Raw genomic sequence first — 19,445 nt, 5'->3', positions numbered from 1 at the left:
TTTGGCTTAGGCGCGGGATCGCTTCTGCATTCTTCCACTTGTCGCAATAATTCATTCATTCTAGACGGGCAGGATTCGATAAGCCGGATTGCTAATAACTGCCCGCGCAATCACTGCGTGTCTATTCAAGCGATATACACCCCTTTTGGTTGCATGGCAAAGGCACTATTTGCTGTATCGACTGCAGAGCAGAGCCCAACACTCCAGAAGACCGCACTTCGAGAGGCCGGCTGCGAGCTGCTGTCCGGCTGGTTGGTGCCGTGGACACGTAGGTGTCCTGGCCGCTCATTTTGAAAACAGTAACCGAAGGGCACGATGGCGATGCCGGCCGCTACAGGCGCCGTTACCCTGGTTGGTTGGCGGCATCGGCCTCGTTTGCGAGAACATGGATCGAGAACCAGCCATCGCTATCTGTCCAGACCCTGATGGGCCGCCAACCGGCCTCGCGGGCGAGCGCGTGGAAGGCCTCCACGGTATATTTGTAGCTGTTCTCAGTGTGGATCGTCTCGCCTTCCGCGAAATCAAACGAATAGCCGTCGACCGACACGCGCTGAGTTGCGCGGCTTACGAGATGCATCTCGATGCGCGAGTGCCCGCGGTCGAAGAACGCTCGATGCTCGAATGAACCGAGATCGAAATGGCCGTCGAGCTCCCGGTTGATACGGGCAAGCAGATTGAGGTTGAAACGGGCGGTTACGCCGGCAGCGTCGTTATAGGCGGCGTGGAGGACGGCCTCGTTCTTTACGAGGTCAACCCCGACGACCATCACCGCGTCCGTGCCGAGGCTCAGGCCGGCATGATGAAGGAAGGCAGCGGCGTCCGGCGGCTCGAAATTGCCGATTGTGGAGCCTGGAAAGAAGCCGACCCGCGGCATCGTCCCAACGCTCGCCGGCAGGTCGAAGGCTCTTGTGAAGTCGGCGGCGACCGGTAGTACATCCAGGGACGGAAATTCGCGCCGCAAGGCTCCGGCCTGTTCTTCCAGAAACTCGGCGGCGATATCGACGGGCACATAGGCTGAGAGCTCTCTTGCCGCACGCAGAAGAATGCGCGTCTTGGCACTCGAACCATTGCCGAATTCTACGAGCGCCCTGCCTGCGGGCAACAGCTTGGCGATTGCCTCGGCGTTCTCGGCTAGGATGCCGCGCTCCACTCGGGTCGGATAATACTCCGGGACCTGCGTGATCTCCTCGAAAAGACGCGAGCCGGCTATGTCATAGAAATATTTCGAGGGGATGCGCTTCGGCCTTGCCTGGAGGCCCGCCAAGACATCGGCCGCGAAATCGGAGGTCGCCTCGCCCTCCATTTCGGGAGGGCGGGCTTTTCGTGCAGGCGTCGCTTTCGTTGCGGCATGGTCAGGATGATCGACGAGGCGCAGTCCGGTGAATTGCCAGCGCGCCTGGGGGCAGAAGAAGTTGCGATAGCTTTCTCGGGCGTGACCTTCCGGCGTGGCAAGCGAACTGCCGCGCAGCACCATCAGATTGACCATGAACTTGCCGTTATATTCACCGAGTGCACCGGGCGCTGCACGGTAGCCGGGATAGGGCAGATAGGCGCTGCGCGTCCACTGCCACACCTGGCCGAAGGCATCGTCGAGCATACCGCTCCGCGCCGCCACTTCCCATTCCGCTTCGCTCGGGAGATGCTTGCCGGCCCAGCGGGCAAACGCGTCCGCTTCATAATAACTGATGTGGCAGACCGGCAGGTCGGGATCGACGGGCTCGAGACCGGCGAACGTCAATCTGAACCAGGCGCCGTCGACCTCGCGCCAGTAGCCAGGCGCTTTCCACTCTTCCGCCTGGACGGCCGCCCAGCCGTCCGAGAGCCAGAGCGTCGGCGTCTCATAGCCGCCATCGCCCATGAAGTGCATCCACTCACCATTCGTGACAAGCCGAGGGGCGATCTGTACCGGACCGACCAGCACTCGATGCGCGGGACCTTCATTGTCATAGAAAAAGCCGTCGCCATCATATCCGATCGTGTGGACCCCTTCCGCGAGTTCGACGAACTCGCGGGCCTTGCCCGCAGTCACCGGCCAGCGCCAGCCGGATTCATATGCCGGCAGCACCGGATTTTGTGCGAAGGCATGCAGGATGTCGGTCAGCATCAGTTCCTGATGCTGCTGCTCATGATGAAGCCCGATCTCCAGAACCGGACATGCCGTTGCAAACAGCTCATTGTCGGCCGCGGTGATAAGGGCGCGGACAGCCGCGTCGACATGCTGTCGGTAGGCGGTGACTGTCTCGACATCCGGGCGGGTGATCAGTCCCCGCCTCGGTCGCTCGTGACGCGGCCCGGCGCTGACGTAATAGGAATTGAACAGGAAGGGGAAGCGTTCATCGAAAACGCGGTAGTTTGCCGCGTATGGCACCAGCAGAAATTGCTCGAAGAACCAGGTGACATGGGCGCGATGCCATTTGATCGGGCTTGCATCGGGCATGGACTGAACGAGCTGGTCCTCGGCGGAAAGCGGCGCGGCGCGCCGCTCGGTCTCGGCCCGAACGGCCTCATAGGCTGCTATCCAGTCGGCGCGCGACGCGGACGCCGATAGCTGCAGGATTGGCGCCGATGTGCTCGGCGGATCGGATCGCTTCAATGCGGGAGACGTGGCGGCAGGCATCGATACCTCCGGGTCGGGTAAACGCATCGGTGGTCAGCAGGATTGCATTGGCTCCCGACAACATCTTGTCATGAGATAGGCCGGCGGCGGTGCACGCGGCCACGCCAGCGGGATTAAACTAGGGCAGTCGGCCGATCTGTCAGCAATGCGGCCGTTCTCCTCACGAGAGTGTGAGAGATCAGGCGATCTGCGCTGATCAGCTTAAAGTTGGGCGCGGGGGCCACGGCGATCCACTCCCCCGGGGCCATGCCGGTTTTTCGAGCCGCTCGATCAGTGTTCAACAGACTGACATCAGATGCTTATTGCAGGCAATATCGAACCCTTGCATTCACCAAAGCCGATCCGAGCAAAGCCAGGCCGCTCGCAATGCCCCCGGACGGTGAGCGTGTCGCCGTCTTCGAGGAAGCTGCGAGTATCACCATTTGGGAGCGGAAGTGGCCGCTTGCCGCCTTCGCTTGTTTCCAGCATCGAGCCCTTTTCGCCGTCGCGGTTTCCGGACTGGGTACCTGTCCCAAGCAGGTCGCCAGCGCGAAGGTTGCAGCCATTGCGGGTGTGGTGGGCGATCAATTGGGACGGGGCCCAGTAGGCGTCCTGATAGTTCGAACGGCTGAATTTCTGGGCAGCGCCGCCAACCGGTTCCAGCCAGGCTTCGAGGGTGATGTCCAAAGCTAGTCTGTCGGTTCCGTGCGACGGGTTGAGATAGCTGAAGGCAGATGGGTCGTCGGCGCTCCGTTGTAAAGGCGCCCGGTACGGAGCCAGCGCCTCCATGGTCACGATCCAGGGCGAAATGGTCGTCAGGAAATTCTTGGCCAGGAAGGGGCCGAGCGGCATCGACTCCCAAGCCTGGATGTCCCGCGCGGACCAGTCGTTGAGCAGGCAGAGGCCGAACAGATGATCCTCGGCCTCGTCGACGGTTATGGGAATACCGCGGGCATTTCCGGGGCCGACGAAGAGGCCGAGCTCGACCTCATGGTCCAGCCAGCGCGACGGGCCGAAAGTGATCTCCGTTTCACCCGGGATGCGGGTCTGGCCGACCGGGCGGTGAAGCGGTGCGCCGCTGATCTCGATCGACGACGAGCGTCCATGATAGGCCATGGGCAGCCATTTGAAGTTCGGCAACGGCGGCGCACCGGGAGGAGCTAGGACTTTTCCGGCATTGATCATGTGGTGCCAGGACGTGAAGAAGTCGGTGAAATCGCCGATGACGGCGGGCAAGGCAAACTCGGCATCAGCCTGAGTAACCAGGCAAGGCAGCAGTTTCTCGCGCGCATCCGAGCCTTCACGCAGCGAACGGGAAAGTGCTAGCCTGAGTGCGGACCAGGGTGCTGGACCGGCGGCCATCAAATCGTTGAGGGTTGCGGCACCGGCGAGCTTCGCGATTTGCGCCGCAAGTCCGGAGAAGACGTCCGTTGCCGATGCTGCGGACATGTCGAGGATCTGGTCGCCGATGGCAATGCCGCCACGGAACTGCGTTTCGCCGCGACGGCGAAAGACGCCATGCGGCAGGTTCTGGATCGGAAAATCGGTACCGTCCAAATTTGCCGACGCCACCCAGCTGCGAAGGTGCGGGTCATGGGTCTCGTTGAGCATCGGTTCACACCTTCTTGGCGGGGAGGGAAGGCGAGCCTGGCATCAGAGCGTCGTCGAAGATGGCGACGGCTCGGGTCCAGGCGGCGGACGCGGCGCGGATCTTCACCGGAAAGCAACTGACCATGAAGCCGGTCGAGGGCAGCTCTTCGAGATTGTGCAGCTTTTCGATGTGACAGTAGCCGATGTCGCGGCTTGCCTTGTGTCCTTCCCAGATCAGGGACGCGTCGCCGGTTTCGGCATATCTACGCGCAGTATGCGGAAATGGCGCATCCCAGCTCCAGGCATCGGTACCGGCCACCCGAACGCCGCATTCGAGCAGATAGAGCGTCGCTGCCCGTCCCATGCCGCAGCCGGCGCTGAGATAGTCGGCTGTGCCGAAGGCGGCACCGGCACGCGTGTTGACGACGACAATCTCCAGGGGCCGCAGTTGGTGGCCGATGCGTTGCAGCTCCGCTTCGACATCGGCGGGCTGCACGACATAGCCGTCCGGAAGATGGCGGAAATCAAGCTTCACGCCAGGCTGAAAGCACCAGTCGAGATCGACCTCATCGATGGCAATGGCGCGTACGCCGCCATCCATTGTCGACGCGAAGTGGTAGGGCGCATCGATGTGGGTGCCGTTGTGGGTGTTGAGCTGGATTTCCTCCACCGCCCAGGCTTCCCCGGCGGGCAGGTCTTCGCGCTGTAGTCCCGGGAAAAATCGCGCCAGGTCGCGAAAGCTCTCCTGGTGATCGATGTAGCGGATCTTTGGCTGGATTCCGGGCGGGTCGGAAGGGACGTCGTTTTCAAGCGGGACGGAGATATCGATCAGGCGACGGGCCATGTGAATTCCTCAGCGATGATTTTGCCAGGAGAGTGCGCGGCGCTCGACGGCGGCGAGCAAGGCGTTGCAGCAGAGGCCGATCAGGCCAAGCAGCATGACGCCGGCGAAGAGGTCGGCGGAGCGGAAGGACCTCGCGGCGAACAAGATCGCCCGCCCCAGGCCCTGCTGCGAAGTCAGCATCTCGCCGACGATCGCCAGGATGAGCGCGACTGTCAGCGCCAGCCGCATCCCGGCCAGTGCATCGGGCAGTGCATTGGGCAAGCCGATCTTCCAGATGAAGGCAGCACGCGACAGGCGCAGCATGCGGCCAACTTCATTGAGGCGTGGTTCGATGCTGGCAAAGCCGTGGATGGTTGCAAGAAGAACTGGCCACAGCGAGCCGAAGGCGATGACCGCAAGCACCATGTTTGGCGTGAAGCCGAACAGACCGATGAAGACTGGAACCATTGAGGAAGCAGGTAGTGGCCGCAGCACTTCAAGGGTCGGCATGAGCCACGCACGAAGCGTGGATGAGATTCCGATCAGCGAACCTAGTCCGATGCCGATCAAACATGCCAGCAGCCAGCCATAAGTCATGTGCTCAATGGTGTTGAGGGTGAGAAGGCCGAGATTGCCATGCGTCAATCCGTTCAACAGCGCCTGGCTTGCCGCGATCGGCGACGGCAAGAAGACACGTGAGACGAACCCGCTGGCGGCCATCGCCTGCCAAAGGCAGAGTAAGGCGGCGACAACCGCGATCCCCTTGATCCAGCGCATCACTGAAGCCCTCCATAGTGGGCGAACAGTCTTCGCTGCAGAGAGAGGAGCCCGGCACCGATGCTCCAGCCGAGCAAGCCGGTCCAGGCAAGCATGGCGAAGAGGTTTTCGGGGTGCAGGGTCTGTTGCGCCAGGATCATGCTGTAGCCGAGGCCCTGCGGGTTGGCAGCGATTTCTACGGTAACGGCAACGACCAGCGCGACGCCGACGCAAAGCCGAAAGGCGACGAAAATGCGCGGCAGAGCCGCAGGGATGATCAGTTTAAGAACGCTGCTCATGGGCGTGAGCCGAAGCACTTGTGCAACTTCGAACAGCCTGGGCTCGACCTGAGCGACAGCGGATTTGGTCAGCACGAGCATCGGCCACAGGCATGCAAAGGCAATGATTGCAATTTCTAGGCGCCATCCGAATCCGAATGCGAGCAGGGCGATCGGGATCATCGCAACGGAAGGGATGGGACGGAGCAATTCGACGCTCAGGGATGCCGCATCCGCCACCGTACGCGACAGGCCCAACCACAAGCCAAGCACAAGGCCTAGACCGCCGCCCAAGACCACGCCGGCCAGAGCGGAGCCGAGCGTTTCGAACGTGGCCCGCCACAGCGTGCCGTCGGCGGCGAGTTCTGCAAATGCGCTGGCTGCAGCACTCGGCGCCGCAAGGGCATAACTTTGCACGCCGTGCATGGCGAATTCAGCAGCGCTGACGAGCACCAACGGCACCACCCAGCCGCGCCATTTCCCGCTCATGCTCCTCCCTCCTGGATGAAGGAGAAGGCGGCCCGCCGGAGCTCGAGAAAGCGCGGTTGTTCACGCGTGGCAAGCTGGTCGCGCGGCCGCGGTAGGTTGACGTCAAACACCCTTGCCACACTCGATTGGTCGGGCTTTGGTCCGGTTCGCAAAGCCACGATGCGATCGCCCAGATAGATGGCCTCGTCGAGATCATGGGTGATGAACAGCATGGAGGTGCCGCTCTCGATGACCAGTTTCAGCATCTCGTCCTGCAGCCCTTGCCGGGTCATGGCGTCGAGCGCGCCGAACGGTTCGTCCATGAGCAGCAGCTTGGGCTCCTGCGCCAGCGCCCGCGCTATCTGGACGCGCTGCTGCATGCCACCGGAGAGCTGACCGGGATATTTTTCGGCATGGGCCGAAAGCCCGACCTTGCGCAGCAGCACATCAATGCGCTGTTGGCGCTCGCTGCGCGGGACTTGTCCGGCTTCCAGCGCGAGGCTGATGTTGCCGGCCACTGTGCGCCATGGCAGCAAGGCCCTCGCATAGTCCTGGAAGACGATGGCGACGTCGGCGGCCGGTCCTGCGACCGGCTCGCCGTTGCGCATCACCATGCCTTCGGTCGGTTTCAGCAACCCCGTCAGCAGCCGCAACAAGGTGGTCTTGCCGCAGCCTGTCGGCCCGATGACGCAGACGACTTCCCGATGGCCGATTTCGAGGTCGAGCCGGTTCAGCACGCGGCGCGCGCCGAAATCCAGAGCCACGCCGGAGAAGCTGGCAAGCGGCGGGGGCGAAGCCGTCTGCACGATGTTGAGCATCGCAGGCATCACCGTGCCTATGCCGCGATGAGTGCGCCGAGATCTGGCGCCTTAGACAGATAGCCTTGATCAACCAGCGCGTCGGCCCAAAATTTCATATGCGCTTCGGTGAGCGTCGACTGCAGGTCCGGGAACGGAATGGCGGCAAGTACCTCCGGCGGCACCTTGAAATAGGCGCCCATGGCCTGCCGCGCGGCCTTTTCATCCTGTCTGGAGAAAGCGACCGCGTCGGCGAGCGCGGCACGGAATGCTGCTACTGTCTCGGCATTTTCTGCGGCCCAGTTGCGGTCGGCCACGTAGACATCAGCGGCCATGCCATTGGGAAAGCTCTCAGCAAAGCCCGGAATGACAACGCCGGTGCCCTTCGCTACCATCATCTTGACGAAGGCATTGATGGTTACCACCGCATCGACATTGCCGGCGGCCAAGACCTCGGGTAGCTGCGGGAATGGGATTTCGACGAAGTCGACCTTCGAGGTATCGACGCCTTGGCCTTTCAACCACGCAACGCACATGATGTGCAGCGCCCCGGTGAGGCCCGGCACACCAAACCGCTTGCCCCCAAGATCAGCCGGCTTGGTGATGCCCGTCTTGGCGCCGGCAACCACGCCGACCGCCTCGTCCGAACCGCGATGACCGGCGCTGGCGGCGATGCCGACAAGATCAATGCCGCTGTCGACAGCCGTCAGGAATACCGAGGGCGTGGTGCCGCCGATATCCAGCGATTTCGAAACAACCGTGGCAGGAACGTTGGAGGTCAGCGTGATGGTCTGCAGGCTGACATCCAGGCCGTGCTTGTCAAAGAAGCCCTTTTCCTTGGCAATGTAGGTGGCACCAAATTCCGGCCCTTCGGTATAACCGACGACCAGTTTCGTCGCCGCCTGTGCCCGGCCTGCCGTCAACGCCGGCATGATGATGGCGCCTGCAGTCAGCGCGCCGAAACGCAGGACGTCGCGCCGCGAGGCAATAAATCTACTCCCCAGATCTTTCATTTCATTCCTCCCATTTGTTGTTCTTTACCGCGGTAGCGTGCCGCGGAAGCCGGATGCGATGAAGCGCATAAGCAGTGCCTTGGCTTCAGGGTCGTCAACGCCGATTTCACCGCGCGCCAGGCGGGCGGCGCGCTCCCCGGAAAGCAGGAAATGCAGCATGGCGCCGATGGCAAACTGGTAGCACCAGGCGGCCTGGCCGCGACTGGCGCCGGGGCATGCTGCAAGCAGCGCATCGATAAAGGCATGTGCCATCGGGTCGAAATATTGGCGCTCCAACCGGTCGGCATCGGGAGCCGGGGCGGCGAGGTCGCGCGCGGCCATCACGGCGAAATACTGCCCTTCGGGGCTTGCATGCATGGCCAGGACTGGGCCAACGAAGGCTTCGACGATCTTTTCGATCGCGTCTTTCGTGCCGCTGACGGCCACTACTTCCTGCAGCGCTGCCAGGCGCTGGTCGATCGAGCCCTGCCATGACTCGAAGATCGCTTCGTAGAGCTCGTTCTTGGAGCCGTAGTAATAGCCGATCAGTGCGAGCGGCACGTCAGCCTCGGCGGCAATCTGGCGGATCGAGACGGCATGGAATCCATGCAATGCGAACAGCTTTTCCGCAGCGAGAAGGATGTTCAGTCGCCGATCCGGCTGCGGCGGGCGCTGCCCTTTGCGGCCGACGGCCGTGTTGCGCGCCGGCACATCCGCGGTCGTCGGAAGCTTTCTGGATGCTGCGATTTTGGCCATGCGTCAGCTTTCCTTGATCGATCGTTTCTATGTTTGTACGATCGTACAAGAGATGTATACAGTCGATCAATGGCTGTCGTCAACTGGCCCACAGAACTGGCTTGACGGCATGCATGTTGGCGAAGCTTGCGAAGCGCCGCAAACTTCCTTCCGCGACACATGTGCGGGGACGTCATCAAGGCCAACAGCCAGAACGTCGCTGGCAGCGTCGGCTGTTTTTCCTAGTTGGCTGCCTGCTCGCCACTAGCGGCGAGTGCGATCCGGGCGATCTCCGCCAGTGTGGTGGTGGCGTAGATTTCCAGCAGCTTGGCTTCGGCGGCAGCGTGGGCCGCTTCGAGAACCGCATTTGACGCCCGCTCGACGGGGCAGGAGGGGTGGTCGTGCGAAACCCCCGGCGACAGGACCGCCCCCTTGTGCAGGGCGCGCTGGACATCCAGGACCGTGATGTCGTCCAAGGTCCTCGACATATTCCAACCGCCACCGCGGCCGCCTTCGGATTCGACGATCCCGTGGTCGCGCAACGCGCCTAGCGTCCGGCGGACGACAACCGGATTGGTGTTGAGCATCTGCGCGATCCGCTCGGATGTTTCCTTGCCGCCGAGCAAGGCCATGTGGACGAGCACATGCAGCATCCGGGCAAGCCGACCATCGCTTTTCATCCGCAGGCCTTTCCGAAACAATTAAAGTTACGCTGTATTGATTTTCGCCTTTTTCTGTAACATAGATTGTTACGCATGGAAAGGAACATCCATGCGGCGTCGCCAATTTCTGTTCGCTGCGGCGGCCTTGGCTCTTCCCACCCCGCAGGTCGCGGCATTTCCGCAGGAGACCGTCATGAACGAAAAGACCATCCAGACGCGGACGCTCGACATGAGCATCCTCGACGAGGGGGCTGGCCCTCTGGTGTTGCTCTGCCACGGCTTCCCTGAGACGAAACACGCATGGCGACACCAGATCGCCGCTCTCGCAAAGGCCGGTTACCGCGCCGTCGCGCCGGATATGCGAGGCTACGGCAAGACGGATGTCCCGGCCCATGTCGACCAATATACCGTCTACCACTGCGTGGGCGACATGGTTGCGCTCCTGGACGCCCTGGGCGAGGAAAAAGCCGTCATTGTCGGGCATGACTGGGGAGCCACGATCGCCTGGCAGGCGGCGCTTCTCCGCCCCGACCGATTTCGGGCTGTCGCAGCTCTAAGCGTGCCGATGATGGGCCAGCCTCCGGTGCCGCCGACGAAAATCTTCCCCCAGACCGACGCGGCGCTGTTCTATGCCCTGTACTTCCAGGCACCCGGGGTCGCGGAGGCCGAGTTCGAGGTCGACCCGCGCCTCACGCTCCGCAAACTGCTCTTCGCCGCCAGCGGCGAGGCGGGGCCGCGGAAACCCGGGGGCGGGACGCCCAATCCTTTCGGCATGGTCAGCCGCAGTACGGGATTGCTTGCGAGCCTACCCGATCCGGCAGCACCGCCCGGCTGGCTCCCGGCCGCAGACTTCGATCGCCTCGTCGATGCCTTCCGGACCTCGGGCTTCAGCGGCGGCCTGAACTATTACCGCAACCTGGATCGCAACTGGGAACTTCAACAAGCCACGGCGGGGGCCAAGATCGCCATTCCGGCGCTGTTCTTGATCGGCGAGCGCGACACCGGCCTGAGCATTCCCGGCATGGACCAGATCATCGCGACCATGCCCAGCCTTGTTCCGCAACTGCGCGGATCGCATATCCTGCCCGGCGCGGGTCACTGGCTGCCGCAGGAGCGGCCGTCGGAGGTATCCGCGTTGATCACGGAGTTCCTGGGACGGCTCGGAAACGACTAAGCTAAACAACTGGCCAGCGCTCGGTCGGCTGCTGCGACCCGTAGCGGGCCAGGTCATCGCCGTCACTCCAATTGTCATGTCGGCCGTACCTGAACTGCACGTCGACCTTCCAACATCGCCTGCTGATGGGGGAAACGCCTACGACTCGAGGCCGCACGGGCTGCGGCCTCGCCGAAAACGGGCATCTGTCACGAGCGATAGACGATCAATCGTTGGCGTGCGCGCTCGAGGATGCCTTCGATGTCGGATCAGCGAGCGGCTGCTTCCTCGATTACAGCCGCGACCCCGGGAGCCTTGGAGAGCATGATCATGTGGCTCCCCTTCACCGTCGTCGTCTTGGCCTTGATCGTCTTGGCCATCTGGGCCTCGAGCGCCGGCTGGATCGCCCGATCGTTTGCGGCCACGATGTACCAGGAGGGCTTACTATGCCACGCAGCCGCGCTGAGATTGCCCCCCAGAGCTTTGACGCTGGTCGGCGACTGGGCGGTGAAGAGCAACTCCTTTTCGGCGGGCGTCACATCCTGCGCGAAGTCATCGAAGACGCCGTTCTTCGTCAGCTTGATGAAACCCTTGTCATCGGGTTTCGCTTCTGCGGCCAGGGGCGCTGGATCGACGGTGGCATTCAAGGCGCCGGCGGACTGACCGGCATCGGGGGCGAAGGCAGCGACATAGACCAGAGCCGAAACCTTTGGATCGTCGCCGGCTTCGCTGATGACCGCGCCGCCGTAGGAGTGGCCGACCAGCACGACAGGCCCGCTCTCGCGCGCAATCTCCCGCTTCACGGTATCGGCGTCATCGGCCAGCGACGTCAACGGAAGCTGAACCGCCGTCACATTCAGCCCCTTGGCGGCCAGGATCGGAATGATCTTGGACCAGTTCGAGCCGTCGCCCCAGGCGCCATGGACCAGGATCACGTTCTTTGCGGGTTGCGCCATGGCCGCGCTGGAAAGCATGGTGAGACCGACGATTGACGCAGCGGCAATCGAAAAACGTAGGTTTGGAATGTGTGTCTTGATCATGCCAATCGCTCCTTGAATATTTGCGAGGCGTCGACAAAGTCAGCGCGCGCACCAGAGCCCCCAGTCAAACTTGCTTATCCGCATCTCACGGGAAGTATCGTCCCCGCTCTGACCAAGACAGCCGTCTTGCCAACGATTTCATCTCAACGCCGGGTGAGCTAGCCAGTTCCAGAGGAAGTAAATCAATGATCTAGCGCAGCCCTCACGACCACTTCAGACAACCGTCATCGGTGGTGGCAAACTGGGTAAAGCAGACATTGTTCGAGAAACTCCCCGCTGCCAGCTTTGGGGTCGTAAGCGGTCCGGCAGCCTTCTGGCAGTAGCGCCGAGAACCGCCGGATGCCGTCTTTCACTGCGGGACTGCGCGCGAGTTTCAATTGGCCCAGATAGTTTGCCCGGATGGCGGCGATATGAGAGGCAGACACACCGTGTTTCAGGACGCGTGCCCGCCAGTAGAAGATGTTGCCGCGGCGGATCAGGTTCTCGACTTCGTGGCGGATCGCCATGACGTGACGGCCTTTGCTGGCTCACCGGTGATTTCGGTTCCGGGAACCGTGGGCATCACCTGTGGGCTACAGTTCTGGGCATCAGGTCGCCATTGATGCCAAAACGGGATCCGGCACGACTGGAAAATCGAGGAAATGGCGGGATTTAGCGAGATTTGGCTGGGGAACCTGGATTCGAACCAGGACTAACGGAGTCAGAGTCCGCTGGTCTACCGTTAACCTATTCCCCAGCAGCGGTGCTCATCCGAGACACCTGCGCCGCGAAGCAGCGTTGGCTGCCGTGTGCGGGGTGCGTTGTAGCCATCGGCGGAAAATAGTCAAGCGCCCAATGCGTTTCAATTCACGTTTGATCCGCAACTTTTTTAGCTCCGGCGCGAAAACTCCGTTTTCTCGAAAATCAGCACCACGAACAGCGCCAGGATCAGCGGGATGATCAGATAGAAGAAGCGGAACACCAGCAGCGCGGCCAGAACGGCAGCCGGGTCCATATCCGACAGGCCGGCCAGGAAGACCACTTCCAGCACCCCAAGGCCGCCCGGCGCATGCGATATCAGCGCCACCGAGAACGAGACGACGAACACGCCGAGCACGATGAAATAGCCGGGATTTCCCTGGGCCGGCAGCGCGAAATAGATGATCGCCGCCGCCGCCATCAGTTCGATCGGTCCTATGAGCAATTGCTGGGCCACGATCGGCAGGCGCGGGTAGACGATCTGCAGGCTGCCCAGCTGCAACGGCTTCAACCGCAGCCAGCTACCGAAAATGTAGAGCCCGATCAGTGCGAGAATCACTATGCCGGTGGTGCGCGAGGCCGAGATCGGCAGCACGTCGACGAATCGCTCCAGCACCTGCGGCTCCGCCAGGAGCAGGATTGCACCGAGAAGCAGGGCGCCGAGCACGAAGGTGAACGAACACAGCGCCACCAATATGCCGACCTCTTTGCCGGTCAGGCCACGAGTCGCATAGGCGCGATAGCGGATGACCGCCCCCGAGAGCACCGAGCCGCCGATATTGTGCGACAGCGCATAGGTCGTGAAGGAGCACAGCGTGATGAAAAGGAAAGACACCTTCTTGCCGAGGTGACTGAGCGCGATGTGGTCGTAGCCGGCCAGCGCCGCATAGGCGACAATGGAGCACATTCCCGCCAGGATCCATCGGTGGATGGGAATGGCGCTCAGGCCATCACCGACGTCCTCCAGCGAAATGCCGCGCAGTTCGTGATAGAGCAGCCAGGCCGAGAAGGCGACTGCACTAAGTCCGATCACGGGCCAGATATAGCTCTTCCATTTCATCGTGTTGCGGCCATGCCTGCGAGGTCTCCTTCGTCACATCGGGGAAGGCGGAGCCGGACCCGGTCCGCATGCGTGGTGCTGCTCAAGAAATGCCCGATGAAAGCCGGCTGTTCAACTGGGAAGGAGGCCTCTGGGCCGCTGCAGCCTAAATTTCGCTGCCGGGCCTTGGTGATCGGACGTTGCGCTGCTATCTTCGGCCCAACTCGAAAAAATGAAGCGTGTGCAGCGTCCGTCAAGGTTCGCGCGGCGCAAGAAGGACACATAAGGTGGAAGACCCCGAACCCGGTGCGAGGGCGCCGGAAGCGGGTGCGTCCAGGGGAGACCGGCTGCCGCGTAGCGGCTCGGCGAACCGTCCGGCGAATCCCAAGAAAAGGGCGCCGGGCCATCGATCTGCCGAGCGGCAATCGAAGGCAGATGCACCTCAGCAAACGCAGAAGGGCAAGAAGCGGCGCAAGCGCAAGCGTGGCCGGAAGGTTTTTGCACGCGACGGCGCGGCATCGCAGACCGGTCAGGCACCGGCCGCGGGACGTGCTGGTCCGGCTCCGGCTGCCCGTCGGACCTCTCCCGAGACCGCAAACGGTGGTTCGTCGCCTCTGATCAGGAGACCGGACGCGCCGCGCCGCAACGATGCCGGCGAATCGCCTATCTTCGCCGCGCTCGATCTTGGCACCAACAATTGCCGGCTGTTGATGGCGGTGCCGGGGCGACCCGGACAGTTCCGGGTGGTCGATGCCTTTTCGCGCATCGTCCGTCTCGGCGAGGGCTTGAGCAGCAGCGGGCGGCTTTCTCGCCCGGCGATGGACCGTGCGGTGGAAGCCCTGAAGATATGCGGCGACAAGCTGCGCAGCCGCTCCATCAAGCGCGCCCGCCTTATTGCCACCGAGGCTTGCCGTTCGGCCGAGAACGGGGCTGAGTTCCTCGATCGTGTCGAGGCCGAGGCAGGGCTGAAGCTGGAAATCATCGACCGCCAGACCGAAGCCCGGCTGGCGGTTTCCGGTTGCGGCTCGCTGGTCGAGCGCGACACCAATGGCGTGGTGCTGTTCGACATCGGCGGTGGCTCGTCCGAGATCGCTCTGATCGACTTGTCGGGCAGGCGGTCGCCGCGCCTGGCCAACCACATCGTGTCGTGGACGTCGCTGCCTGTCGGCGTGGTTTCGCTGGCAGAACGCTTCGGCGGGCGGCACGTCACTCCGGACATATTTTCGGCCATGGTCGACGACGTCACCGGGCTGATCGCCGCGTTCAAGGAGCGCGACCGAATCAACCATCTGATGGACAACTCCCGCTTCCACCTGCTTGGCACGTCCGGCACGGTGACGACGCTTGCCGGTGTTCATCTGGGCCTGGAGCGCTATGATCGGCGCCGGGTAGATGGCCTGTGGATGGATAACGCCTCGGTCGACGGCATGATCGAAAGACTGCTCGGCTGGGATTTTCAGGCGCGCGTCGCCAATGCCTGTATCGGCGCCGACCGTGCCGACCTTGTACTGGCCGGCTGCGCCATCCTGGAAGCGATCCGCCGGGTCTGGCCCTCGGAGCGCCTGCGTGTCGCGGATCGCGGCCTGCGCGAAGGCATATTGAGCGAACTAATGGCTGACGACGGCGTCTGGCGCCGCAACTGGCGAAACGGACTACGCCAATGACGAAGAAACCTGAAAAGCCGGCTGCCGGCACCCGCGTTCTCAAAACGCGAATCAAGAAGAAGAGCGGCCTGAAGGAATCGTCGCGCCGCTGGCTCGAACGCCACATGAACGATCCTTATGTGCAGCGTTCAAAGGCTGACGGTTATCGCTCGCGCGCGGCCTACAAGCTGATTGAGATCGACGACCGCCACCATCTGCTCAAGCCGGGCCTGAGGGTGATCGACCTTGGCGCGGCGCCGGGCGGCTGGTGCCAGGTAGCGGCGGCGCGCACGAAGTCGACGCCGGAAAACCCGCACGTCGTGGGCATCGATTATCTCGGGATGGATCCCGTGCCCGGCGCGCCCGTGCTGGAGATGGATTTTCTCGACGATGAGGCGCCGGCCAAGCTGATCGAGATGCTGGGCGGTGAGCCGGATCTGGTGCTGTCGGACATGGCGGCCCCTACCACGGGCCATCGCCGCACCGACCATTTGCGCACCATGCATCTATGCGAGGTGGCGGCGGATTTTGCGATTTCGGTGCTGAAGCCGGGCGGCCATTTCCTCGCCAAGACCTTTCAGGGCGGCACCGAGGGCGAACTGCTGACGCGGCTCAAGCAGAATTTCCGCTCCGTGCATCACGTCAAGCCGCCGGCCTCGCGCGACGAATCGGCCGAGCTCTATCTGCTTGCCAAGGATTTCAAAGGCTGACGCGCCGCTAGCCCCGCAGGTTCAAGTGCCGGTCAGTCGGGCCGGCGCGACGTAAGCGGAGCACTGGTCTGTGAACTGCCCGATGGGGGCTCGATTTCGCGCGTCGCGCGGCCTTTGTGGCCCGAAACCGCACTGCCCGCGTCGGCCGGCAACTCGATGAAGAAGAATGCCGCCGTTGCCGAAATTGCGGCGACCAGGAAGAAGGCGGTGTGGAAGTCGCCCAGCACCAGTGGCCCGCCATGTAACTGCGTGCATACTTCCAGGATGCCGCCGGCCACTGCAACGCCAAGCGCGATGCTGATCTGCTGGAACACTGCGGTAATCGGCGTTGCCTTGCTGGCATCCGCCTCCGAGACCTCGGCGTAGGCGAGTGCGTTGACGCCGGTGAAGAACATCGAGCGGATGAAGCCGCCGACCAGCAGGATGGCGAGCATCACTGGATAGGACGTCTCCGGCGAGAAGAAGCCGTATATCGCGATGGTTGCGCCTGAAATCAACGAGCCGAGGATCAGCACGCGGCGGAAGCCCGCCACCCTGAACAGCCAGGCGGTCACCAACTTCATGCCGATGGCGCCCATTGCCGAGACGAAGGTGATCATGCCCGATTGGAAGGGCGTCAGGCCGAAGCCGATCTGCAGCATCAGGGGCAGCAGGAAGGGCACCGCGCCGATGCCGATGCGAAACAGGCTGCCGCCGACCACTGCGGAGCGGAACACCTGGTTCCTGAACAGCCTGAGTGCCAGCAGCGGGTGCGGCGCCACCTTGGCGTGGCGCAGATAGATGAGACCCGCCAGCAGGCCGATCACCAGAGTTACGACGCCGACGAGCGGGGGCAGGGCAGGCAAGCTGACCACGGACAAGCCGAATACCACGCCCGAGGCCGCGATACCGCTCAGGATGAAGCCCGGCACGTCGAGCGGCGGAACCCCGATCGAATCGGTTTCGGGCAGGAAGCGGGTCGCCAGCCACATGCCAATGACGCCGATGGGCACGTTGATCAGGAAGATCCAGTGCCAGGTGAAATAGGTGGTGATGAAGCCGCCGACCGGCGGCCCCACGAGCGGTCCGACCAGCGCGGGAATTGTCAGCCAGGACATCGCGGCGACAAGCTCGTTCTTCGGCGTCGAGCGCACCAGCACCAGCCTGCCCACCGGCGTCATCATGGCCCCACCCATGCCCTGCAGGAAACGGGAGACGACGAAAGCAGGCAGCGAATTGGAAATCGCGCAGGCAACGGAGCCGACGACGAAGACGGCGATGGCGGCGCGGAACACGTTCTTGGCGCCGAAGCGATCGGCCATCCAGCCGCTGATCGGAATGAAAACGGCCAGCGACACCAGATAGGCCGTCAACGCCAGCTTCAATGCGATGGGACTCGTGCCGATATCCGTCGCGATCGCCGGCAGCGACGTCGCGATCACCGTCGAATCCATGTTTTCCATGAAAAGGGCGACCGCGAGAATGAGCGGAATGGTGCGATTCACAAAACTGTCCCGGAACATATCGCCGGACGGCGCGAACGCGTCGACCAGGTGCAATTAACACGAGCACGGCGGATATGTCGTCGGTTTTTGGCCGAAGCAAGAAGCTTGCCGTTGGGCCAGGGGCCTCGCGGCGTCACTTCTGCGTGAGAAGAACCGGGGCTACGCAGTACCTAGCGCCCCTCGACGCCAAAGCTACGATGAACGTGGTGAACAAATCCTTAGCGCGCGCCCGACCTTCTTTGCGGAAACATGACGACCTCGCCTTTCGGGGCCGTATGCTCAGCCGTCAGCACGGCTTCGACCAATAGCTCGATGGCTTCATTGAGCTGTCGGCTGGTCGCGTCGCGGCCCTGCAGATGTTGTTGCGCTTTTTCCAGCAATTGCCGCGCGGTGGCAAAGTCCGACCTCAATGTGAGCCTCCATTCGCCCCCCGTTGCCGAAATTGGCTCAAGGCACTTGCGAAAGGATCAAGGAAATAGGTCGAATTTTACCGATCACGGCTGACGCAGGGGCAGGGGCTTATTGGCAACGCGGTCTTGCCGCAAGTCTTCACTGGCCAATGCGCACAATACAGTTCTTGGCCATGATTTCCTGGCCGATGGCGATGAGTTCGCCTTTCACCTCGGCGATCTTCGCCTCGCGCTCGGTCGGCGAGTTGATCATCGACTGAGTCATTCCGGTGAGCGCGCCGCTGATCAGGTCGGCGCGGTATCGCTCGCTTTGCGCCTCGATCAGAAGATCGCGGATTTGTACCCGCCGGTCGCGCTCGGTTATCAGCATCGGACAATCGAGGTTCTTGAAGCGCGCGTCATTTACCGTCTTGGCCTCGATCGCATCCGGCGGCGTTGCGCAGCCTGCGAGAGCCGCAGTGCCGGCGAGCACAACAACAAAACTCCAACTCGTCATCTGCATGCCTGCGGCCTTGCCCTGCCCATATGGCGATAATTTGCGTCTTTGTCGGATCGACGTGGCAAGACATGGAACGTCGGAGCCGCCGCGCCTGCCGGCGCGGTAGGTGCCATGACCGTGGACCGCTTACAACCTATTGATTCGATGCATATGCGAGCGGAGCCCGCGTTGCGACCGGAATGGCTACCGGCCGGCGCATGTACTCGCCGATTCAGCGATTTGACCGATGAGATTCCTGGACGCAGCCAATCGTCGTTGGCTGCCCTTCAACTCACAGTTAAGGGGAAGGACCAGCCTGACACCACGCCGAGGCGAAGAGTGAAATTGCCGAATGACGATGTCTGGAAGTGTTGACGAGCTAAGCCAGTGAAGTGGCTCCCCGGGCCGGATTCGAACCAGCGACCAACCGGTTAACAGCCGGTTGCTCTACCACTGAGCTACCGGGGAACAGTTGCTCGTCAGAACGAGGCTGCCTATAGCAAACACTTCTCGGCTTTGCAAAGCGGGAATGTGATTTTTTTGCTGAATAAATTTGGCGGCTACCTCGAAAAGGTGATGGACCCCTTCATATGTAAGGCTTTTCGCGGCCGCGCAGGCGGGCCGTTTATCCACAGGGAGGGAGAGGACGCGTCATATGGCCGAGAAGGAAACGCCTGTCGGCGAGTCGTCGCGCCGTACGATTTCGATTCTGGGTCGCGAGATTCGTTTGCCGGAATCACGAAACAAGCGCATCGCCCTCGGCGTCGGGCTTACGATTCTTGGTCTGCTCGGCTTTCTGCCGATTCTTGGCTTTTGGATGATTCCCGTCGGACTGCTGCTGCTTTCCTACGAGTTCGCATTGATTCGTCGTTATCGCCGCCGCGGAATCGTTCGTTGGAAGCGATGGCGCAAAGGAGGTGACGAGGGGGATCGAAACGGCGATTCGCAGTCGGGGTGATTCCAGGCCGATTCCGGATTGCTGCAGGTTTGCCCCGCAACATGTGGATTTCATTACGAAATTGTAATGGGTTCGTTCAGTTTGCGTTCATCCCC

At 62.3% G+C, this 19,445-nt stretch carries 19 protein-coding genes, 2 tRNA genes and 1 pseudogene; 4 read left to right on the top strand and 18 right to left on the bottom strand.

The genetic code is table 11. From position 1 onward, the window contains the following. Positions 1-343: 343 nt before the first annotated feature. From egtD to M2281_RS01620, 10 genes and pseudogenes are all read right to left on the bottom strand, one after another. Positions 344-1,303, bottom strand: coding sequence for an L-histidine N(alpha)-methyltransferase (egtD, locus tag M2281_RS01665; protein ID WP_280821077.1), 960 nt, complete (start codon positions 1,301-1,303; stop codon positions 344-346). Between the two features lie 54 nt (positions 1,304-1,357). Continuing rightward, positions 1,358-2,617: pseudogene (gene egtB / locus M2281_RS01660) on the bottom strand (ergothioneine biosynthesis protein EgtB); the annotation flags it as partial. 291 nt (positions 2,618-2,908) lie between these two features. Then, the gene (fahA, locus tag M2281_RS01655) at positions 2,909-4,207 is read right to left on the bottom strand and encodes a fumarylacetoacetase (protein ID WP_280819355.1); all 1,299 of its coding nucleotides are present in this window, start codon (positions 4,205-4,207) and stop codon (positions 2,909-2,911) included. A gap of 4 nt (positions 4,208-4,211) precedes the next feature. Then, on the bottom strand, positions 4,212-5,030 hold the full coding sequence (locus tag M2281_RS01650; protein WP_280819354.1) for a cyclase family protein: 819 nt from the start codon (positions 5,028-5,030) through the stop codon (positions 4,212-4,214). A gap of 9 nt (positions 5,031-5,039) precedes the next feature. Next, a complete protein-coding gene (locus tag M2281_RS01645) occupies positions 5,040-5,786 on the bottom strand; it encodes an ABC transporter permease (protein WP_280819353.1) in 747 nt (248 codons plus the stop codon). Further along, positions 5,786-6,532, bottom strand: coding sequence for an ABC transporter permease (locus M2281_RS01640; RefSeq protein ID WP_280819352.1), 747 nt, complete (start codon positions 6,530-6,532; stop codon positions 5,786-5,788). Before M2281_RS01640 ends, M2281_RS01645 begins: the two co-directional genes overlap by 1 nt. Continuing rightward, complete coding sequence (locus M2281_RS01635; RefSeq protein ID WP_280819351.1) at positions 6,529-7,338, bottom strand: ABC transporter ATP-binding protein; 810 nt, start codon at positions 7,336-7,338, stop codon at positions 6,529-6,531. The genes M2281_RS01640 and M2281_RS01635 overlap by 4 nt, the downstream gene beginning before the upstream one ends. 8 nt (positions 7,339-7,346) lie before the next feature. After that, the gene (locus tag M2281_RS01630) at positions 7,347-8,321 is read right to left on the bottom strand and encodes an ABC transporter substrate-binding protein (protein WP_280819350.1); all 975 of its coding nucleotides are present in this window, start codon (positions 8,319-8,321) and stop codon (positions 7,347-7,349) included. Between the two features lie 24 nt (positions 8,322-8,345). Further along, positions 8,346-9,056: a TetR/AcrR family transcriptional regulator gene (locus M2281_RS01625; RefSeq protein ID WP_280819349.1), complete on the bottom strand. Its 711-nt coding sequence runs from the start codon at positions 9,054-9,056 to the stop codon at positions 8,346-8,348. A gap of 221 nt (positions 9,057-9,277) precedes the next feature. After that, entirely contained in the window at positions 9,278-9,715 is a 438-nt protein-coding gene (locus M2281_RS01620) for an RrF2 family transcriptional regulator (RefSeq protein ID WP_280819348.1), read from the bottom strand. A gap of 175 nt (positions 9,716-9,890) precedes the next feature. Here M2281_RS01620 and M2281_RS01615 point away from each other — a divergent pair, with 175 nt between their 5' ends. After that, positions 9,891-10,871, top strand: a complete 981-nt coding sequence (locus M2281_RS01615) for an alpha/beta fold hydrolase (RefSeq protein WP_280819347.1) — start codon at positions 9,891-9,893, stop codon at positions 10,869-10,871. Between the two features lie 248 nt (positions 10,872-11,119). Here the strand turns inward: M2281_RS01615 and M2281_RS01610 are convergent, their stop codons facing one another. The 4 genes from M2281_RS01610 to M2281_RS01595 all read right to left on the bottom strand — a co-directional run bounded on the left by M2281_RS01610 (position 11,120) and on the right by M2281_RS01595 (position 13,688). Then, positions 11,120-11,890 (bottom strand): alpha/beta hydrolase, encoded by a 771-nt coding sequence (locus tag M2281_RS01610; protein WP_280819346.1) that lies wholly within the window; start codon positions 11,888-11,890, stop codon positions 11,120-11,122. A gap of 224 nt (positions 11,891-12,114) precedes the next feature. Then, positions 12,115-12,396 carry a hypothetical protein gene (locus tag M2281_RS01605; RefSeq protein ID WP_280819345.1) on the bottom strand — a complete coding sequence of 94 codons (282 nt, stop codon included), beginning with the start codon at positions 12,394-12,396 and terminating at the stop codon, positions 12,115-12,117. A 156-nt stretch (positions 12,397-12,552) separates the two neighbouring features. After that, positions 12,553-12,626: transfer RNA gene (locus M2281_RS01600), tRNA-Gln, on the bottom strand. A gap of 132 nt (positions 12,627-12,758) precedes the next feature. Then, positions 12,759-13,688, bottom strand: a complete 930-nt coding sequence (locus tag M2281_RS01595; protein ID WP_280819344.1) for a lysylphosphatidylglycerol synthase domain-containing protein — start codon at positions 13,686-13,688, stop codon at positions 12,759-12,761. 266 nt (positions 13,689-13,954) lie between these two features. Here M2281_RS01595 and M2281_RS01590 point away from each other — a divergent pair, with 266 nt between their 5' ends. Together M2281_RS01590 and M2281_RS01585 are read left to right on the top strand one after the other, a co-directional pair. After that, entirely contained in the window at positions 13,955-15,331 is a 1,377-nt protein-coding gene (locus M2281_RS01590) for a Ppx/GppA phosphatase family protein (protein ID WP_425537653.1), read from the top strand. Then, the gene (locus M2281_RS01585; RefSeq protein WP_280819343.1) at positions 15,328-16,020 is read left to right on the top strand and encodes an RlmE family RNA methyltransferase; all 693 of its coding nucleotides are present in this window, start codon (positions 15,328-15,330) and stop codon (positions 16,018-16,020) included. Before M2281_RS01590 ends, M2281_RS01585 begins: the two co-directional genes overlap by 4 nt. 32 nt (positions 16,021-16,052) lie before the next feature. Here M2281_RS01585 and M2281_RS01580 read toward each other — a convergent pair whose 3' ends face one another. The 4 genes from M2281_RS01580 to M2281_RS01565 all read right to left on the bottom strand — a co-directional run bounded on the left by M2281_RS01580 (position 16,053) and on the right by M2281_RS01565 (position 18,860). Next, a complete protein-coding gene (locus M2281_RS01580; protein ID WP_280819342.1) occupies positions 16,053-17,504 on the bottom strand; it encodes an MFS transporter in 1,452 nt (483 codons plus the stop codon). A 218-nt stretch (positions 17,505-17,722) separates the two neighbouring features. Continuing rightward, the gene (locus M2281_RS01575) at positions 17,723-17,914 is read right to left on the bottom strand and encodes a hypothetical protein (protein ID WP_280819341.1); all 192 of its coding nucleotides are present in this window, start codon (positions 17,912-17,914) and stop codon (positions 17,723-17,725) included. 139 nt (positions 17,915-18,053) lie between these two features. After that, positions 18,054-18,416 (bottom strand): hypothetical protein, encoded by a 363-nt coding sequence (locus M2281_RS01570; RefSeq protein ID WP_280819340.1) that lies wholly within the window; start codon positions 18,414-18,416, stop codon positions 18,054-18,056. A gap of 369 nt (positions 18,417-18,785) precedes the next feature. Continuing rightward, positions 18,786-18,860, bottom strand: a tRNA-Asn gene (locus M2281_RS01565). Positions 18,861-19,047: 187 nt separating this feature from the next. Between M2281_RS01565 and M2281_RS01560 the strand changes: the two genes are divergently transcribed. Then, a complete protein-coding gene (locus M2281_RS01560) occupies positions 19,048-19,350 on the top strand; it encodes a hypothetical protein (protein WP_280819339.1) in 303 nt (100 codons plus the stop codon). The last annotated feature ends 95 nt before the right edge of the window (positions 19,351-19,445 follow it).

It is taken from the genome of Pseudaminobacter soli (ex Li et al. 2025), from assembly GCF_029892515.1.
Classification (GTDB): Bacteria; Pseudomonadota; Alphaproteobacteria; order Rhizobiales; family Rhizobiaceae; genus Pseudaminobacter; species Pseudaminobacter soli_A.
The sequence above is the reverse complement of the archived record's forward strand: the minus strand, read 5'-3'. Positions and strand labels throughout refer to the sequence as shown.

Coding starts and splice junctions, on each gene's coding strand:
- egtD (WP_280821077.1), bottom strand. CDS start 1,303: ATGGAGGGCGAGGCGACCTCCGATTTCGCGGCCGATGTCTTGGCGGGC.
- fahA (WP_280819355.1), bottom strand. CDS start 4,207: ATGCTCAACGAGACCCATGACCCGCACCTTCGCAGCTGGGTGGCGTCG.
- M2281_RS01650 (WP_280819354.1), bottom strand. CDS start 5,030: ATGGCCCGTCGCCTGATCGATATCTCCGTCCCGCTTGAAAACGACGTC.
- M2281_RS01645 (WP_280819353.1), bottom strand. CDS start 5,786: ATGCGCTGGATCAAGGGGATCGCGGTTGTCGCCGCCTTACTCTGCCTT.
- M2281_RS01640 (WP_280819352.1), bottom strand. CDS start 6,532: ATGAGCGGGAAATGGCGCGGCTGGGTGGTGCCGTTGGTGCTCGTCAGC.
- M2281_RS01635 (WP_280819351.1), bottom strand. CDS start 7,338: ATGCCTGCGATGCTCAACATCGTGCAGACGGCTTCGCCCCCGCCGCTT.
- M2281_RS01630 (WP_280819350.1), bottom strand. CDS start 8,321: ATGAAAGATCTGGGGAGTAGATTTATTGCCTCGCGGCGCGACGTCCTG.
- M2281_RS01625 (WP_280819349.1), bottom strand. CDS start 9,056: ATGGCCAAAATCGCAGCATCCAGAAAGCTTCCGACGACCGCGGATGTG.
- M2281_RS01620 (WP_280819348.1), bottom strand. CDS start 9,715: ATGAAAAGCGATGGTCGGCTTGCCCGGATGCTGCATGTGCTCGTCCAC.
- M2281_RS01615 (WP_280819347.1), top strand. CDS start 9,891: ATGAACGAAAAGACCATCCAGACGCGGACGCTCGACATGAGCATCCTC.
- M2281_RS01610 (WP_280819346.1), bottom strand. CDS start 11,890: ATGATCAAGACACACATTCCAAACCTACGTTTTTCGATTGCCGCTGCG.
- M2281_RS01605 (WP_280819345.1), bottom strand. CDS start 12,396: ATGGCGATCCGCCACGAAGTCGAGAACCTGATCCGCCGCGGCAACATC.
- M2281_RS01595 (WP_280819344.1), bottom strand. CDS start 13,688: ATGAAATGGAAGAGCTATATCTGGCCCGTGATCGGACTTAGTGCAGTC.
- M2281_RS01585 (WP_280819343.1), top strand. CDS start 15,328: ATGACGAAGAAACCTGAAAAGCCGGCTGCCGGCACCCGCGTTCTCAAA.
- M2281_RS01570 (WP_280819340.1), bottom strand. CDS start 18,416: ATGCAGATGACGAGTTGGAGTTTTGTTGTTGTGCTCGCCGGCACTGCG.
- M2281_RS01560 (WP_280819339.1), top strand. CDS start 19,048: ATGGCCGAGAAGGAAACGCCTGTCGGCGAGTCGTCGCGCCGTACGATT.